This is a genomic window from Sinobaca sp. SA16-1 (assembly GCF_059510515.1).
In genome coordinates this window covers 54,298-71,727 of record NZ_JCAKFL010000005.1, presented here as the reverse complement: position 1 = coordinate 71,727, position 17,430 = coordinate 54,298, and the positions used below count along the sequence as shown (strand labels likewise).

General features: G+C 46.3%; 16 protein-coding genes. 1 reads left to right on the top strand and 15 read right to left on the bottom strand.

The annotated features are described in order from the left end of the window. Window positions 1-108: 108 nt before the first annotated feature. From AC5W2J_RS14465 to AC5W2J_RS14455, 3 genes are all read right to left on the bottom strand, one after another. A complete protein-coding gene (locus AC5W2J_RS14465) occupies window positions 109-3,204 on the bottom strand; it encodes an AAA family ATPase (RefSeq protein WP_496060167.1) in 3,096 nt (1,031 codons plus the stop codon). After that, window positions 3,201-4,358, bottom strand: coding sequence for an exonuclease SbcCD subunit D (locus tag AC5W2J_RS14460; protein WP_496060166.1), 1,158 nt, complete (start codon window positions 4,356-4,358; stop codon window positions 3,201-3,203). The genes AC5W2J_RS14465 and AC5W2J_RS14460 overlap by 4 nt, the downstream gene beginning before the upstream one ends. A 170-nt stretch (window positions 4,359-4,528) precedes the next feature. Further along, a complete protein-coding gene (locus AC5W2J_RS14455; RefSeq protein WP_496060165.1) occupies window positions 4,529-4,912 on the bottom strand; it encodes a VOC family protein in 384 nt (127 codons plus the stop codon). A 139-nt stretch (window positions 4,913-5,051) separates the two neighbouring features. Between AC5W2J_RS14455 and AC5W2J_RS14450 the strand changes: the two genes are divergently transcribed. Then, a complete protein-coding gene (locus AC5W2J_RS14450) occupies window positions 5,052-6,005 on the top strand; it encodes a quinone oxidoreductase family protein (protein WP_496060164.1) in 954 nt (317 codons plus the stop codon). Window positions 6,006-6,050: 45 nt separating this feature from the next. Here AC5W2J_RS14450 and AC5W2J_RS14445 read toward each other — a convergent pair whose 3' ends face one another. From AC5W2J_RS14445 to AC5W2J_RS14390, 12 genes are all read right to left on the bottom strand, one after another. After that, window positions 6,051-6,569: a YehS family protein gene (locus AC5W2J_RS14445; RefSeq protein WP_496060163.1), complete on the bottom strand. Its 519-nt coding sequence runs from the start codon at window positions 6,567-6,569 to the stop codon at window positions 6,051-6,053. Window positions 6,570-6,614: 45 nt separating this feature from the next. Then, window positions 6,615-7,094, bottom strand: coding sequence for an SRPBCC family protein (locus AC5W2J_RS14440; RefSeq protein WP_496060162.1), 480 nt, complete (start codon window positions 7,092-7,094; stop codon window positions 6,615-6,617). 116 nt (window positions 7,095-7,210) lie between these two features. Beyond that, window positions 7,211-7,663 (bottom strand): VOC family protein, encoded by a 453-nt coding sequence (locus tag AC5W2J_RS14435; RefSeq protein ID WP_496060161.1) that lies wholly within the window; start codon window positions 7,661-7,663, stop codon window positions 7,211-7,213. Window positions 7,664-7,896: 233 nt separating this feature from the next. Continuing rightward, complete coding sequence (locus tag AC5W2J_RS14430) at window positions 7,897-9,927, bottom strand: multicopper oxidase domain-containing protein (RefSeq protein WP_496060160.1); 2,031 nt, start codon at window positions 9,925-9,927, stop codon at window positions 7,897-7,899. A gap of 230 nt (window positions 9,928-10,157) precedes the next feature. Further along, window positions 10,158-11,117, bottom strand: a complete 960-nt coding sequence (locus AC5W2J_RS14425; RefSeq protein ID WP_496060159.1) for an Ltp family lipoprotein — start codon at window positions 11,115-11,117, stop codon at window positions 10,158-10,160. Between the two features lie 147 nt (window positions 11,118-11,264). Next, entirely contained in the window at window positions 11,265-12,119 is an 855-nt protein-coding gene (locus AC5W2J_RS14420; RefSeq protein WP_496060158.1) for an ABC transporter permease, read from the bottom strand. After that, window positions 12,116-13,072, bottom strand: a complete 957-nt coding sequence (locus AC5W2J_RS14415; protein WP_496060157.1) for an ABC transporter ATP-binding protein — start codon at window positions 13,070-13,072, stop codon at window positions 12,116-12,118. Before AC5W2J_RS14415 ends, AC5W2J_RS14420 begins: the two co-directional genes overlap by 4 nt. Window positions 13,073-13,157: 85 nt before the next feature. Next, complete coding sequence (locus AC5W2J_RS14410; RefSeq protein ID WP_496060156.1) at window positions 13,158-14,003, bottom strand: AraC family transcriptional regulator; 846 nt, start codon at window positions 14,001-14,003, stop codon at window positions 13,158-13,160. Window positions 14,004-14,320: 317 nt separating this feature from the next. After that, window positions 14,321-14,530: a hypothetical protein gene (locus AC5W2J_RS14405; RefSeq protein WP_496060155.1), complete on the bottom strand. Its 210-nt coding sequence runs from the start codon at window positions 14,528-14,530 to the stop codon at window positions 14,321-14,323. A 2-nt stretch (window positions 14,531-14,532) separates the two neighbouring features. Further along, window positions 14,533-14,895: an iron chaperone gene (locus AC5W2J_RS14400; protein ID WP_496060486.1), complete on the bottom strand. Its 363-nt coding sequence runs from the start codon at window positions 14,893-14,895 to the stop codon at window positions 14,533-14,535. Between the two features lie 301 nt (window positions 14,896-15,196). Then, the gene (locus AC5W2J_RS14395; protein WP_496060154.1) at window positions 15,197-15,625 is read right to left on the bottom strand and encodes a hypothetical protein; all 429 of its coding nucleotides are present in this window, start codon (window positions 15,623-15,625) and stop codon (window positions 15,197-15,199) included. 41 nt (window positions 15,626-15,666) lie between these two features. Next, a complete protein-coding gene (locus AC5W2J_RS14390; RefSeq protein WP_496060153.1) occupies window positions 15,667-16,911 on the bottom strand; it encodes an MFS transporter in 1,245 nt (414 codons plus the stop codon). Window positions 16,912-17,430: the final 519 nt, after the last annotated feature.

Sequence of the window (17,430 nt, the reverse complement as noted above, 5' to 3'; positions counted from 1 at the left end):
TCTACATATTCTCTATTAAAAACAGATCTATTTATACTGGTCTTTTATTTTTCTTAGCCCTATATATTTTACACGACTCATGCGTTCGTGCAAAGAGACAGGTTTCTTTTAATTCAATACAAACCTCGTCTCGCTGTATCCTTCTTTTGTCTTTTTCACTTCCAGGGTCGCAGGAATCACCTGTTTCATCTCCTGCACGTGGGAAATCACGCCAATCATGCGTCCCGACTGCTGCAGGTCAACGAGCGTATCGATCGCCTTCTGCAGGGATTCCTCATCAAGGGAGCCGAAGCCTTCGTCAATGAACATCGTTTCAATCGAAATACCGCCTTCGTACGCTTGGATCACGTCTGCCATGCCGAGCGCAAGGCACAAGGAGGCGTTGAACTTTTCGCCCCCGGACAGCGTCTTTACGTCCCGCACCTGTCCGGTATAGTTATCGAGCACATCGAGGCCGAGCCCGCTCTGCCTGCCCCGCTTCTCCAGACGGTCGCTGCGCATCAGGTAGTACTGGCCGTTTGCGAGGCGCTTCAGCCGTTCGTTGGCCGCATGAATAATCTGTTCGAGAAATTCAATCTGCAGGTAGCGCTCAAAACTGATCTTTTTCGTATTCTCCCCGCGCACCACGTCATACAAGTCTTTAATCAGCTGAAACTCCTGTTCTACGTCCGCCAGTTCCTTTTCGGCAGCGGCGATTCTCTCCCTGCCTAGTTCAGCGTTGTTCAGATAGCTTTTTGCCTGCTGATGCGCCGTTCTCGCCTCTTCCATCTCCTGCTGGAGTGCATGCAGTTTTTCCTGTAGTTCATCTACATCGATTCGTTCCTGGTCTTGTAATGCCTCCTGCAGATCTTTCACCTGAACCGCAATGGTCTGCACGGCGGTGTGATAGTCCTTTACTTCCTGCTGCAGCGTTTCCCGCGTTTCCCGCGGCAGCTTGGCTTCCTGATAGGCGGCTTCCGTGGAAAATCCGGCCTTCTCCAGCGATGCTTCATAGGTGTTTTGCACGTTTCTCTGCTTACTTTGTACCTCCTGGAGCTGTTCTTGTGTATGCTTCACGTTCGCTTCTGCGGTAAGCAGCGCTTCCTGAGCCTGCTGTCTCGCCTCCTGAGCCCGCTTCCACTCGCCTTCGAGCTTTTCGTACGTCGCGGTTGTTTCCTCGATTTTTTGTTTCAGATGCGTAAGAGAACGCAGCTCTTCCGGAATGGAGGCAATGCTCTGCTCATACAGCGATGTTTCCGTCTTATAATCGGCACGCAGATTGGAGAGCCGTTCCGTCATTTTTGTCTGCTCTTCTACCTTTGTTTCAAGCGCTTTATCGTTTTTTCTAATTGTTTCCCTTAACTCATCTATCGTTTCCTGATCTTTTTTCAGCTGCTGAATACTCTGGTTCAGCTCAATGCCCTGTCTGGAAATGGTTTGAAAATCCTGTTCTGCGCTTTCGGGATTATAACCATTATCGATCAATTCCTGCTTTTTTTCGTTCTCCTGCTCCTGTATCGCATGTGCTTTCGCCTGGGCGTTCGTGAAGTCCGCTTCCTTCTGCTTTTTCTCGCGGCGCTTTGCTTCCAGCTCGTCTTTACCTGGAATATCGTCTGTCAGAACCGCAGACTTCGGATGTTCTTCGCTTCCGCAGACCGGGCAGGGCTTGCCATCGTGCAGATGATCCGCCGCCAGGATACTGGCCTGTCCATTGAGCCAGCGCTCCTCCAGCTGTTCAAACGATTGTTCTTCTTTTTCATAAACGGCCTTAAATGCGGATACTTCTTTTCCTGCCTCATGCTTCGTCGCCTGTTTTTTTAAGTATTCTTTCATAATCGTAGCAGTTGTACGGAGATCGTTTAATTGTTCTGTTTTCTCCTGAAGGGAGCGGACGTTTTCTTCGAGCGGCTCCAGCTCTTCCCGCTTTTTGGTCAGCTCCGCTCTTGCCTGCTGAACATCCCGTTCACCCGCTTCTGCCTGTTGGGAAAGCGTTTCTTCCTCGGTTTTCAACTGCCGGATTTTCTGCTTTCTGCTTTCCAGCTCCTGTACGGTGGGCAGGTGTGATTCAAGACGGTCCCGTTCTTTTCTCGTATCTTCCCGGAGCTGCGCTTTGTTTTCTTCTTCGGTATACACCGCCTGGGCGGCCTTCTGCTTTTCAGCAGCACTGTTATACGCGATCTCTGCGTTTTCCCGCTGTTTTTGTTTACGTTCTGCTTCCTGCCGTATATCCACTGCCTGCTTTTCATATACTTCCAGCTGCGCGGCTTTTTCGGCAAGCTGGAACTGCTTTTCCTTCTCTACGAACTGCTCCTGCTTGTCTTCGAGCTGCTGCTGTTCGTGCTGCTTTTCTGCCAGCGTATCGATGCGCTTGTTCAATTCCTGCGCCTGATGAAACTGCGCTTCAACTTTTTTGGCGCTTTCTTCTTTAGTCTGGAACGTTTGGTAGGTGTCCGTCTGCTGCTGCTCGTAAAACGAGATTTCCTGATCCAGTCCGTCCAGCACCTGGTTTGTGTTGTAGTGCTCCTGCGCGAGAACGTTAAAAAATGCCGATGCGTCCCGCTGCGGCAGAGACGCTTTCACATTTTCAATATGTATCTCTCTCGTATGTTTCTGGTTGTCGAACTGCTTTTGGATGTCTTTGCGTTTGCCGTCCAGATGATCGACGACCCGTTTGTAAAAACTCGTCTTGAAAATTTTTCGGAGGATTTCTTCCTTGTTTTCCGTTTCCGAGGTGAGCAGTTTCCGAAACTCCCCCTGCGGCAGCATCACAATCTGGCTGAACTGGTCTTTCGTTAAGCCGATAATCGACTGGATTTTTTCATTCACCTGGGTTGCGATAAAGCGATCGGTTAACGGGATTTCCTGGCCGTCCGTAATTTCATAGAGTTCATACTTGTCCCCGGTGCCGCTTTTGTTTCCCTGCTTCACATGACCGAGCTGGCGGAATACCCGGTAGGCACGGCCTTTGAGTTCAAACTCAAACGTAACGGAGGTATGCAGGTCGTCCTCGGCAAAGTGGCTGCGCATCGACCGGATGTCGCTGCGGTCTTCGCCGCTGGCATCCCCGTAAAGCGCAAAGCAGATGGCGTCGAAAATCGACGTTTTGCCGGCGCCGGTTTTTCCGGAAATCACGAACAGCTTGTGATCCTGCAGATCGTCAAAATCAATCACTTCCTGATATTTATACGGACCGAAAGCGGTCATTTTTATTTTTAATGGCTTCATTTCCGCTCCCCCTCTTTCACATTCAGCGCCTGCAGCGCATCCTGGAATAACTGCTCGGTCGCTTCCGTTGCTTCCGAGCCCCGCACTTCTTCGTAAAATGATTGAAAAAGCGCGAAGTCACTCATCTTCGTACGGTCTTTCAGTGTACTTTCCGAATCGGTCACAGACAACGTAGGAAATTCCCGCTCCACGTGCATGGCGTTCGGATAGACCGAGCGGATCTTCTCCATTGCCGAGAGCACCACGGTCTCGTCAAGCAGTTTCACAAACACGTAGTCTTCACATATGTCGTGCTCCAGAATATCAGCGATATAACCTACCACGGCATACATGTCGCGCTTTGGCTCCAGCAGCCGCTTTTCTACTTCCACCGTACCGTTGGCAGCAATGTCCACCACCAGATAGCCTTTTTTGTGCGTCTGTTCGGAAAGGGAATACTTCAGCGGCGAGCCCGCATACTGCACCGTCTGCCGGCCGACAAAATGTCCCTGATGCAGGTGGCCGAGTGCCACATAGTCGAACCCGTCCAAATACCCGGCGCTCGCCTGATCCGCGCCGCCAATCGAAAGCTGGCGTTCGGACGTGCTCGTGTTTTCTTTTTCTTCCCCGTGCGACGTAAGAAACGCGTGGCCTACAAATACGTGGCGGGCATTTGGATCTTTGGCGGCTTCTATTTTTGCCGTAATCGCGCGCAGGGCGTCGTCGTGTGTTTTTACCGTTTCGTCCTCGAAAGCAAGCCGCACCTGGCTCGGATCGGTATACGGCACTAAGTGAAAGTGCACCTCACCGGCGTCATCGTGCAGCACGACCGGCTGAAACGGCTCGCTCAGTTCCCCGGTAATATGAAAGCCGGACTGTTTCATTACTTCCCGGCCAAAATGCAGGCGGCTTGGGCTGTCATGGTTGCCTGCGATCGCAAGCAGCGGTGTGTTCAGCTCGATTGCAATGATTTCCAGCACCCGGTTTAACAGCTGCACGGCCTCGGTAGGCGGCACCGCCCGGTCGTACAGGTCTCCTGCAATAATGACAGCATCCGGTTTTTCTGCTTTGACCGCTTCGATAAACTGTTCCAAAATGTATTCCTGGTCTTCGGTCATATACACGCCCTGAACCAGCTTTCCTAAATGCCAGTCCGCCGTATGGAAAAATTTCATCCCTGCCACTCCTCTTTTCTGATGTATGAAATAAAAGCCTTCTATGTAAAGAATGTATGTTCTCTCGTTAGAATTACTATACCAAACTGGAAGATGTTTTTGTATGGCTAGCTGCAATGAAAAAAGCCCCTTAGAAGGTCACTGACCTTTTAAAAGGCTTACCCGCTTTCTTACTGTTGGGTGGCAACACTCCATATATTGCCTGAGAAGTCTTTAAATGTACCTCTTTTGTCCGGGTCTCCTTTTTGAACAGGCCTTTCCATTGACGTGCATCCTGACTGAATGGCTGCATCAAATACCTCGTCCACGTCCGGCACATACACATGCAGCAGATGGCTCACAGCCGGAAACTGCTCTGAAGCGTCTGCGATCATCATTACCGAGTCATCAATCTGGATCTCGGCATGCATGATGGTTCCGTCCGTATTATCATAGCGCCGCAGTTCCTTTGCATCAAATACCTTTTCTAAAAACTCCATCAGCTTCTGTGCATCGTCCACGATTAAATAGGGGGACAGCGAATTGTAACCATCCGGTTTGAACGTCTGATTCATTTCAAACACCTCCATTTGCTTATCCTATGCCCGGTTATATGAATAATAAACAAAAAATTCCAGCTTTGTTTTGACGGGAAGGCTATGGCTGTGCAAGGTTTTTCTATATAATTTAGATAAAAACAGGGAGGAACGTTCAATGAAAGCTGTCGTGCTGGACAGGTTTGGAGGCCCTGAAGAATTGGCGCTGAGGGAGGTCCCGGTTCCTGACGTTGGTGACGATGAGGTGCTTATAAAAGTGGCGTACGCAGGCATTGGACCGTGGGATATTTTCGAAAGAGAAGGTGGATACGATGACATGCTCGGGCTGCATTCTGAATTTCCGTATATTTTAGGATCGGAAGGATCAGGGGTTGTTTATGCAAAAGGGAAAAATGTAGATGGACTTACTGAGGGAGATAAGGTATACGCCCCAGGTTTTCTCAATCCGAAGGGCGGCTTTTACGCCGAATATGCGGCGGCAGCTTCAAACAATGTTAAACGCATCCCCGATTCTCTTACCTGCAAAGAAGCAGGTGTGATCTTCGGCATTGGCATAACGGCCCTGAGAGGACTTGAAGACGTATTAAAGCTTCAAAAAAATGAATCTATTATGATTTTAGGAGCCGGCGGAGGTGTGGGCCACCTGGCTGCACAGATCGCCCAACAGATGGGAGCCAGAGTATTTGCGATTGCTTCCGGCGCAGATGGGATAGCTCTCTTACAGACACTCCAGGTGGAATCTGTCGTAGACGGACGCAAAGACGATGTGATTATGGCCGCAGAAGACTTTGTACACGACGGATTTGATAAGGCGCTGTTTACGGCCGGTGGGGATTTTGCAGATTCTTTAATTCAGTGCCTTGGCAATGGCGGGCATATAGCCTATCCGAACGGCGTGAAGCCCATCTCAAATGTCAGATCCGACATTCGTGTCACCGGCTATAACGGCGATCCCGAACCGGACATTATCGACAGGCTGTATAAACGGATCCGCTCAGGGGATATTACGGTTCATATAGATCAGGAGTTTGCATTGGGCGATTTTTATAATGCCCATCTGGCTCTTGCCGATCATTACGTAGGAAAGCTCTGCTTTAAAATAAACGACTAAACAAGAAAAGCGCCGTCTCCATTTAAAATAGAGCAGGCGCTTTTGTTATCCTCTGTATTTGATCGCTAATCCTTTTAGGAAGTTTCTCGCATACTGATCCCCAAACTGGCGGTAATTCTTATGCCCTTCCTTCCGCAGGAGGCCGCTTACTTCCCCTTTGGTGATCGTAACGTCAGCATTGGCCAGAATATCCACAATGTCCTCGCTCGTTAACTGCAGGGCGATTTTTACTTTTTTCAGCATCACGTTATTCACACTCGAGTAATTTTTAATCGACCGGTCCGGCTTCATCGGTTCGCCGTCTTTAGAGGTCTGCGACCCACGTTTGAACGTGATCAGCCCATTTAAAAAGGACTCGAGCATGCTGTTTGTGCATTTGAGGTGATGGTCATCTTCATACACTTCGTCGTCTTCCTCGTCGTCACTTTCTTCTATTTTCGTAAGTACCTTCCGTACTTCATCTTTGGAAAGATCCACCCCGCCAAGCTTGAATATTTCCATTACGTCCTGATCTCTTATATCCAAAGCGTACCGTATTCTAATGACGATGTCGTTGTTATTCATTCGTAAACCTCCATACTGTATCTATTCCAACTGCTTTCCCTTTACTTAACGGGTTCGATTCAGGGTTTCCCGGTAATATTCTTTCAGCTCCGCTGCATTGTCTTTCCATTCCACCGGCTGTCCATAAACCAGCTGGTGAAAGGCATCCAGGCACACATGCCAGCCTGCCGCGGTCTCCACTGCCCACGCATCGTCGTCAAACGTATGCGTGAAAATCATGCGGCACCCTCTCTCTTCTTTCCATATTACAATGCTCAATAAATCATCCTCTTCACGGAAACCAAATACATGGGGCTGTTCCAGCTCTGTAATAACACCATTGTATGTTGTTCCTTCCCCGTCATCGAAGGCAAGGCCGCCCCCCACTCTCAGACCCATTTCCCCTGTCGCAAACGGATACCACCGGGAGAAGGCATCCGGATTTGTCAGAACACTAAAAACCTCTTCCGGAGTGTAAGGCAAAAACCGTTCAAACCGTAACGCATAACGCCCGTTTTCCTTATGTAGTGTACCATATTCATTCATCGTTTCATCCTCCTTTTCTTCGCTTGTCGGGTCCAGATTACCATTAACCGTACACTCATTATGGCATACCTGTTTTTGTGTGTTTATCGAAACAGAAAAAAGAAAGGCAGCAAATTTCACTGCACTTCCTTTTCATTCATTTTCTCCGCCAGCTCCACAATAATTCCTTCCGGTCCGTGAACGTAGCATAATTTGTACATGTCTTTGTAATTTGTGATTTCTCCAAAAAGTTCTGCGCCTGTCTTTTTCAATTTGGCCGTAATGCCTTCAATATCTTCCACAGCAAAAGTAATATGCCGGATGCCCAGCGTATTGGCAAAAGACGGCTGCATCCCCTTTTCATCCAACGGGCTATAGAATTTAACCAGTTCCAGGTTGGCCTCCCCGCCCGGCACCCCCAGCATGACCACCGTCTCTCTAACATCCGTCAGCCCGATTATCCGCTCCACCCATTCGCCTGCCACTTCCGTTTCCCCCAGTACTTCCAGTCCGAGCTCCAGAAAAAAGGCTTTAGCCGCTGGAAGATCATTAACGACCACACCTACATGATCCATTCGCTGCACCTTCATATTCCACACCTCCTCCGTTTAGACCGGCCCAAACGAATATTGAATAGTACAGTACACTTCTCCTTCCCGGACTCTTTTTCCTTTTAAAATAACCGGCTTTGGCAATCAATTAATACCTTTTCAAAAACCTCCCTCTACCGTCTGCATAAAATCTCAAACAAAAAAGCCATTTTACAGTTATTTCATTGCAAAACGGCTTTCCACCATCAGTTGTTTATTGATACAGTCTGTTATCATTCCGGATGGTTGCCCGGCTCATCCCCTGCTTCAAACGGAGAGTGGATGCCTTCGTACCCCAGATGCATCGTCATGCCAAACTGCGCATGCGTCAGGTTATGGCAGTGATCCATCCACATGCCCGGATTATCTGCTTCAAAAGCGACTTCATAAGTCTCTCCGGGTTCGACATTCAGCGTGTCCAGCTTGATCGGGCTTCCGCTAACGGCTTCGCCGTTTTTGCTTAATACCTGGATGTGATGCCCGTGTAAATGCATCGGGTGCTCAGCAAAGCTGCGGTTCACAAACGTGGTTTTCACCATATCTCCTTCCTGGACCATGAAGCTTGGCGTGTCCGGAAACACTTCTCCGTTGAGCGCCCATAAATTCGCAGGCTCTCCTTTATAATTACCAACGTAGATATTGTCCATGATCATGGTAAATTCCCGGTCGTATTCCGTTTCTTCGGTAAAAGGGGTCTCCTTTGATGTTCCGTACGTGGTCATATCAAAGACTTCTAACTGGTCCGAGGCCGGTGCGTCCACTTTTTCCCCGTTTTCTCCAAACGTCAGGCTCACGTCATTGTGCCCGCTTTCGACTTGAAGACTTACCGGTGCCTCCGGCTTCACGAAAGTTACATCATACCTTCCGCCGGCAGGAACCTTTAACAGCTGATTCTTTAATTCGGTGGGTTCATTAATTTCCTCACCGTCCAGCGCTTCGACTTTAAACGGGGTGCCGTCCAGCGTGAAGTTTTTGGTTCCATTGCTGCTGTTAACAAGCCGCAGTCTGACCGGCGTTCCCGGCTCTATTACCTGGTATTCCTCCTGATCACTTTGGTTAAGAGTTGTCACGGGGTCTTCTCCCACTTCCCAATCATGAACGATGGTCGTAATATCGGTTTCCTGCTCCACGCCCTCCGCCGGCAGAATATTGAATGCTCCGAACAATCCCCGCTTTACCTGCTCAGAGGCCTGCTGGTGGGAGTGGTACCAGTGCGTGCCGGTTTCTTCCGCTTTAAAACGGTACGTGTACGATTCGCCCGGCTGGACGGCGTCCTGGGTCATGCCCGCCACCCCGTCTTCTCCGTTTGGCACATCTACTCCATGCCAGTGGATGGTTGCTCCTTCCTCGATATCTTTGTTGATCAATTCAACCTCCACCACGTCTCCTTCCCGGGCGGTCAGTTCCGGTCCGGGGTACTCCCCATTAAATGTCCAGGCTTCTATCACTTTTCCCGAGCTCAGCTCCACCTCTTCCTTTTGAGCTACAAGAGTGTATGTCTCATCCGGTTCTTCGTCAGTGGGTCCTTTCAAGTCAGCAACACTAACCATTTCATAACCGGCGTGCGCGCCGTGGCCTCCCATATTAGTGAACGGCTCACCGCCTCCGTAATCAACTTTTTCATTCATCATATCGTAGCTCTCCGGCAGCTCGCTGGCCTGCATCGATAAAAGAAAAGCGCTGCCTCCCGCTGTGGTTAATAACACAAGCAGGCCGGCAAACCTCGTGAGCCTCATAAAAACTCCGGAAGACGTCATCCGCTGGTACCGCCACTTATGATAAAACCAGCTGCCCAACGTGACCCCTGCTGCTATCAATAAGTACATAATTATTTCCGTAACTTTAGGAATGGCCGGGGGTGCCATAAAAACAATATACGTAGCAATGACAGAAGCCGTGAGCATGCTGTAAACGGGTACTATTTTTTTTAGATAGTCCGGCCCGTTCATTTTTTCGTGTTTTGCCCTAGGCACGGAAAAGATAAGAACGAACAGCATTGGAATGACAAACAGAGGCAGAATCGTCGTAATCCTATCCATCGCAAACAGCCAGCCTAACGTTAAAAATAGAAGCAATATAACCGCTCCGTACAATGCAACCAGTACCATTCCAGTCCATAATCCAATCCTGGATATAATCCGCTTCCATTTATTCCATACCCCATCGTTGTACAGCTGATGGCTGATCAGCAGCCCCGTTACGGCCCATACGACAGACAAAGCCAGCACCAGGATCACTTCCAGACCAAGCAATGCTTCAATCATCATCTTCCCCTCCATGCTCATAATATGCCTTTAGACCCTTCTACTCCTGCCAGTGACCATTAAACAGATGAATCTCCGCTTCTTATTACTTATAATGTTAACGGAATTTCTGCCTGCTACATTCGCTCTTAAGAGGTAATTTTCAATAGAACTTGAGACGTATATTGTTAAAAAAGAAACAACAAAAAGCCACCAGGGGCTTGCCCTGATGGCTTAGATTATTATGTTTATTACAAACCGACCTGGCCGGCAGCGTATGCTGCGTGCTCTGTGCTGAATCCTTCAAACGTTAATTGATCAATTAACCCCTGTCTGGAAAAGGAGCTGTAGTCCATATAATCTTCAGCGCTTTTAACCGCCTGTTCCTGCCAGTCAACGCTGATATTTTCTACACCATGCGCGGCCTCTGAGGAACTGAACCCTTCAAACTCTAACTGTTCAATCAATCCTGATTTGGAAAATGCCGAGTAGTCCAGATAGTTCTCGGCCTGCTTGACCGCCTGTTCCTGCCAATCAACGGTGATGTTATCTACCGCATAGGCGGCATCTTCTGCGCTGAAACCTTCATACTCCAACTGCTCGACCAATCCTGACTTTGAGAATGCCGAGTAGCTCAGATAATCCTCTGCCTTGCCGACTGCCTGCTCCTGAGAAACAGATCCGCTGGATTCTTCAGCCTCTGCTTCTTCTTCTGCCTGGCGCTCTTCCTCTTTGGCTTCCTGCTCGGATGCTTCCTCTTCAGCCTGGCGTTCTTCCTCTTCTCTAGCTTCCCGCTCGGCTTCTTCTTCCGCCTGACGCTCTTCCTCTTCTTTGGCTTCCCGCTCGGCTGCTTCTTCTTCTGCCTGGCGTTCTTCCTCTTCTTTGGCTTCCTGTTCTGTTTCCTCTTCAGCTTTGCGTTCTTCTTCTTTAGCCTTCTGTTCTTCTTCCTCTTCATTACTAGCTTGTTCATCCGTTTGTTCTTCCTGCGCAGCCTGTGTTTCTTCCTCGGCCGCTGTTGCTTCTTCTGTCTCTAATTCTGTTACATCATCCGCCGTATTTTCCCCGGCTACTTCTGGGGAAGGATCAGACGGATTTACTATAGCCATTATAATGAAAAAATAAATAACAGAAGCTGTAATCATTTTCCACTTCGCACCAGAACGATATCCCGGTATCCGCTGATACCATTTTTTCTTTTCTTGATATCTCAATGAGCTGCCCCCTTTTTACATTTATTGGTTATAGCTTACCAAGAATAAGTTTCACTGACAATCAACAATGAGGGCACTTTCAGATAATTTTAGTTATATTTCAAAACCCTTGATAAAATGAATTTTGACGATTGATTTTCCTTTGTTTTAATAACCGCGGGACATCATTTCCTGCTTTCGTTTTTCCATCGTGGAACCGGATTCCTTACGCGCCATTCTTCGTAAAAGTCTTGGCACAATGAGAAAACCTACGACAGTCCAGATTCCAAGCATTCCAAACATTTCAGCATATCTCCAGGATTCACCAATCTCTGCTAACACGGCTGTTTCAGGCAATAAGGCGGAGCGCATTCCTAAGCCCAGCCAATAGACAGGAAAGATCTGCCCAATAATCTGTACCCAGTCCGGCAGGCTTGTAATCGGATAGAAAATACCGGAAATCGCAGTGATACCGCCAATTGGTAAAAAGGTAAGATTAAAGGAGGAAGAGGTACTTTTTACTACGGAGCCAATCACCGCTCCCCAGGGGAGGGTTGCTAATGTTCCGAGAATAAAAATAACCAGCAGCATCAACCAGCCTGTCCACCCCGTGTCCGCTAACCCCCGGATCAGGAATAAACCGGGAACCAGCAGCATGACAAGACTCACTAATGTATAAGTAATGATACTAATGACTCGGCTGATTAAATAACTGACCATCCCGTTTGGCGTTGCCTTCGCCCGCAGCAGTGTCCCATCTTCTCGTTCAAACGTTAAAGTAGTCGCAGCTCCCATGAAGCCGCCGAACACGACGAGCATTCCCAGCAGACTTGGAAGGGTGAACATCGCCAGTGCCATATCCGTACCTTCAATCATCCTGTTGCGTTGAAAATACAAAACAATCAAGAACACAATGGTCATGATCACATTAAAGCCGAATTCCTGCGGATTTTTCAGCATTTGTTTGAATTCAATCCAGCCTCTAAGTACACCTAATTTGGCAGCGTGCATAATAGGATTCATTGTTGTTCCTCCTCAAAGGTGAATACTGTCTTTTCCAATTCGCCGGTCTCATTGATTTGCTTAATCATTTTAATATATGTGTCTTCCAGACTTGCTTTTTTCACTTCCAGGTCAGCAATATTGTCTCCATGCTGTTCAAAAAGCTGCTTTACGAACGTGGTAGGTTCGGCTGTCTCCTGCTTAAAATGGTCGCCGTTAGTGGACCAGCGGACTTCCGATTTGCCCGCTACCTGCCTGGCCAGCTGTTCCGAACTGCCATTCGCGACAATTCTTCCTCCTGCTAAAATGATGATACGATCGGAGAGCTTTTCCGCCTCATGCAAATCATGCGTCGTCAATAAAATGGTCGTGTCCTCAAACTCCGACAAGCGCCGAATAACCTCGTGAAAATCACGCTTCGCCTGCGGGTCAAATCCAGTCGTCGGTTCATCCAGAAAAAGAATCTCCGGATTTCCAATTAAGCCGATCGCCACATCCAGCCTTCTCCGCTGTCCTCCGGATAAACTGCGGATCTTCTGTTTTGCCTGTTCCTGCAGCCCTACCTTTTCAATTAACTCGGCTGCATCCATTGGCTTCGAGCGGGAATCCGTCGTATAAGGCTCGTAATATCTCCCTAAATGCTCAAGCAGTTCCTGCACTCTCCATTTCGGGTGGTCCCGCCACGATTGCATGACAATGCCTAACTTGGACCGCCACAGCTCATCTCCATCTTTAGGCTGCACACCAAGCACTTTAACATTTCCACTTGAAGGCATGCGAAATCCTTCTAAAATCTCTATAGTCGTGGTTTTTCCAGCACCATTTGGACCCAGCAGTGCCAAGACCTCGCCCCGCTTCACTGAGAAATGCACATCTTTTAATATATCTGTCGGTCCATAACTCATTTTAAGTGCTTGAACATCAATGATTTCTGAATTAGCATCTGCTGGATTTTGGGTCTTTCCGTCCATCATCTCACCTCACTTCTGTATTTGGTACATACTGTTAAATACAGTATAAAGGGTATCTCTTTCTGCTTCATCGTCTGACTAAAATAAGTTACTTCTTCTTTATCGAAACCCATATTTCACTCTTTTGGCCTTCACTAGCGAGTAATTCTGGTCCTTCTGCCAGCTCATAAGAGGAAGACGGAAGCCACTCGGAATGAATTCGCTGCCAATGTTCGTCAACTTGCTGCCATTCCCCCTCTACCTCAAAAATGGCCCATAGTAAAGAAGGCACGACTAAGGTGGCATCTCCTTCCCCCTCTTCCTTCGTCGTGACGGCTCCTATATATTGATTAAAAGTGGCCTTTCCATCAATATCCTCCGAATAATTAGCAGATACATGAACAACGCCGAAAGGTTCCCGGTTGGCAAGGCCCTCCAATTCTTTCATCTTTGAATCACTAATTGCGGAGAGCATTTCCTCGTAATCAGGAGAAAGAATTTCATTTTTCATTTCAACATCATACTTTACCCCCACCACTTTGAACGCTTCCTTTTCAATAATCCGATACTTCATTTCGACCCCTCCCTGAATAGTTAATTGAAAGCTTAATCTTGGATATGCCTTCAATTCCTGCACTGGATTACTAGCTAGTGAAGGAATAACCCCATGAAATTGTTGAAAAGCTCTTGAAAAAGCATCTGGAGATTGATATCCATATTTGACAGCAATATCGATTACTTTTAATCCAGGATCTTTCAGATCCAGAGCTGCCGCGGTCAATCGCCTTTTACGGATATATTCTGATATCGTAATGCCTGACAGCAGAGAAAACATTCTTTTAAAATGATACTCAGAGCAATAAGCTCTTCTCTCAATTTCTTTCAAGTCGATCTCTCCGTCCAGGTTTTCTTCTATATACTTTAACGCCTCATTCATTCCTTTAAGCATATCCATAGGCTGACTCCCCTTTCACTTATAGAATATCAATTTCTATAGTGATCCACCCGACTTTATCTGCTTATTTCGGTAGGTTCCGATATTCTTATTTAGACCTAATGAAATGTAGAGATTTTTTGTGGTTTCTAATCATATCTTTGAATTCCACTAAAAACCTTTCATATTCAAAATTTAAAAACGATAAGTATTTCAATGAGTTCAAACATAATAAAGGAGCAAACCAATAATTTAGTTTGCCTTTTTTATTTAAGAAAAATCATTTAATATATAAACGTTTTATTAGTTCTATAAGATTTTTAAGTTTCTCTATCTTCCTAGATTTCTTTTTCTTTCAGCACTTTTTTTGCTTCTTTCAAATCAATTTTTGCGTTATGTCCATTTTTTTGAAGAAGATGAAGTAGGTTATTACCATAAAAAACTTTTGTCCCAATGCTGATACGGGCACACAAATAATAAACAGGCAGGCCGGCTGTAATTACAGCTGGCCTGCCTGTTTTTTGTAACGCACGATGTTCCTTCACCACCGTCATTTTTTTGCTTTCTTTTTTTCAAGGTTTTCGGCTGCACGAAACTGGACAATCCGGCGAATCAAATCATATGGCATCGGCTGATCGAGCGGAAACTGGACCGATCCTTTTCCCTGCTTGTACGGGGCCAGCTCTTGCTTAAACGCTGCGATACCGGTTGGCACTGGATAAAATCCGATATGGTGTTTAAATGCCGCAAAATGTACCAAGTTACCGTTCAAAACAAACGTTGGTATGTTGTACTTAATTGTCTCTTGAGCTTTGGGCGCTTCTTCTTGAATGACACGCCGCAGCGTCTGTAAAACTTCTCGTACGTCCTCCGGTGCCTGCTCGATGTACTCATTGATCGTCTGGACAGACATTTCATGAACCTCCTTTCCATGCGCTGCATGTTCAATTCTTTCCTTCATTTTACTCCCTTTGATTAAGACCGGTCCATTTCTGATTCTCCTGATCTTGTTGGATGAGCTATTTAAAAACATCATAGTGATATACCAGTAAAAATGGAAGATCGACAAAAGAAATAGAAAAAAGCTTCCTCCAGGTTCAATGAACCTGAGGGAAGCTTAGACTATTATTGATATATACTTTAAGCATGTTTTGGGACTTTTATTTACAACCTTCAATCATTTTTCTTTTACTTTTAGAAAATATCTGCCTTCTTTAAGGAGCACTATCCATCAAAAGGCTGCTTTCCTGCTCTGTGGCTTCTCTGCCTTTTTCCAAAAGCTCTTTTTCATTAATTTGATACATAGATGGCTTATTTTCCTTTGGCTCACCGTTCTGCACGGTAAATCCTTCTGCGTTGCTGTACCACAATCCGTTATCATCCTGTCGCACCTTTGTCTCAATCACTCGAAATAGTTCTACTAAACCTTTGGATGGGTAGGGCAATATATAATCATGTCCTTCTTTAATTTCCATGTGTAAACCTCCTTGATGTCGGTTAACTATTTGTATGGCTGCAAGAACCGTCTGACTTTCGAAACGATTTTTCCTAAAGAAAATCGCCTTACTGTCTATTCCCATATAAGCTTGTAAAAAAACACGCCAGCTTTTTTTCAGTCCGGACCGCTTTGTTCTTTTTTCCATGGATCACCCGGAATATAAGTACCGGCAGGCTTACCGGCCTTCTAGTATTCCGGATTCATTTCCGCTTCCTGGACGTCTGAATAATCCCGTCGATATGATTTTCCCTTCCACAAAATAATCAACGCAATCACCAGGCCTGTAACGGCAAAGGCCAACATGATGTTTTGAATATCAAACCCATTCGAAACAAACAGCGTAACTCCTGCATACGCAATAGGATCAAACCCATTCATGGCCAGGAAGATGACGCTCATCACACGCCCCATAATTCTTCCATCAATTTTTTCATGAACGGAGGAAAAGAACGGGATGTAAACGAAAGTCATGAAAAATCCTATCAAGAAGGCAAGTCCCGCTAATACATAAAGATTTGATACCTGGCTGAAGGTAACAGCCACCACCAGTATGGCAAGAAGTCCGATAATGGATACAATGCCTCTTCGGGTGATTTTCACTGCTCCAATGATGACTGAACTCAGCAGCATTCCTACCCCTAATGACACTTCTATATAGCTTAAATTGATCGGGGAGCCTCCGTGTAAGTCGACAAGGATGGGAATACCAATCTGGATGGCGCCGAAGGCAAAGAAGTTCAGCGTAATCAGGACTAAAATTCCTGTCATTAAAAAGCTGCTGGATTTGATATAGGAAAACCCTTCCTGCAGATCTTTTAAAGGGGTTTGTTTCACCGTATTTTCTACATCCCCTTCTTTTAGAAACGGAGGAAACATGAAGAATGCAGATAAAAGGACGACGATTACAGCAGCGAAATAACCTGTTGTTACATTGGAAGCTTCCATGACAGCCCCTGCTAAAATGGGACCCGCGATAATCCCAATCTGGCTGGCTCCCTGGTAAAACGCGTTTGCCTGCTGAATCTGCGACTGCTGCACAATCTTCGGTATCAGAGACGCACTGGCCGGTCCCGAGAACGCGTCCAATGTTCCAAAAAGCATCCCAAACAGGACCAGGTACCACATAGACATAGTGTCCGTGCTGTTCAGCAGGAAAATGATGAATAAAAAGATGCCCTGGGCCAGGCTCGTACTAAACATAATGGTCGTTTTCTTAAATCTATCTGCAAGGACGCCGCCGAAAACCATCATAACTAATCGTGGTACCGTGATGGCGATAAGAACTATACCTAATGACTCAACAGATCCCAGTTCCGATATAACATACCAGGTGGTCGTCATGAAAAACATCGTATAGCCCATCACCGCCAGAAATCCGGCAATCAATATAAAAATAAACGTTCTGTTTCGAAATACAGATGGCTGTGCCACTATCATTCACCTCCATTTCTCTTAGTGAATTCAATAGTAGCCTGTGACGTAACGTCCTCCGCAAGTGTTTATGGAAAAGTTATTTAGCACTTGAGCTATATGTAAAAATCCGGCATAAAAAATGTCCGCAGGAAAAGGCAAAAAACGCTTTTAAATCAACGTTTATGTCTTTTTAAATGTTCCATATACTTTTATATTCGGAAATTTCATTTACATTTATGGTATATTTTATTAAACACTTACTGCGTTATTAGGAATAAATGAATGAGGAAGAAGGTCGACTTTATGGGGTTCTGGTATTTCCTTATATTGTTTATAGGCATCTTTTTAATTGTTACGGTTTTTCTCAAACGTTCCATGAATACGGTAAAAAAACTGCCTTTGTTTTTAGTAGGAACTTGTATGATTGCATTCTCTTTATTTATGTTCCAGGATGGCAGTGCAGAAATCGTAGATAGTTTATTAAAATCTTTTAATATCCATTTGTAAAACACTCTTTATATCTTATATTGAAACCTT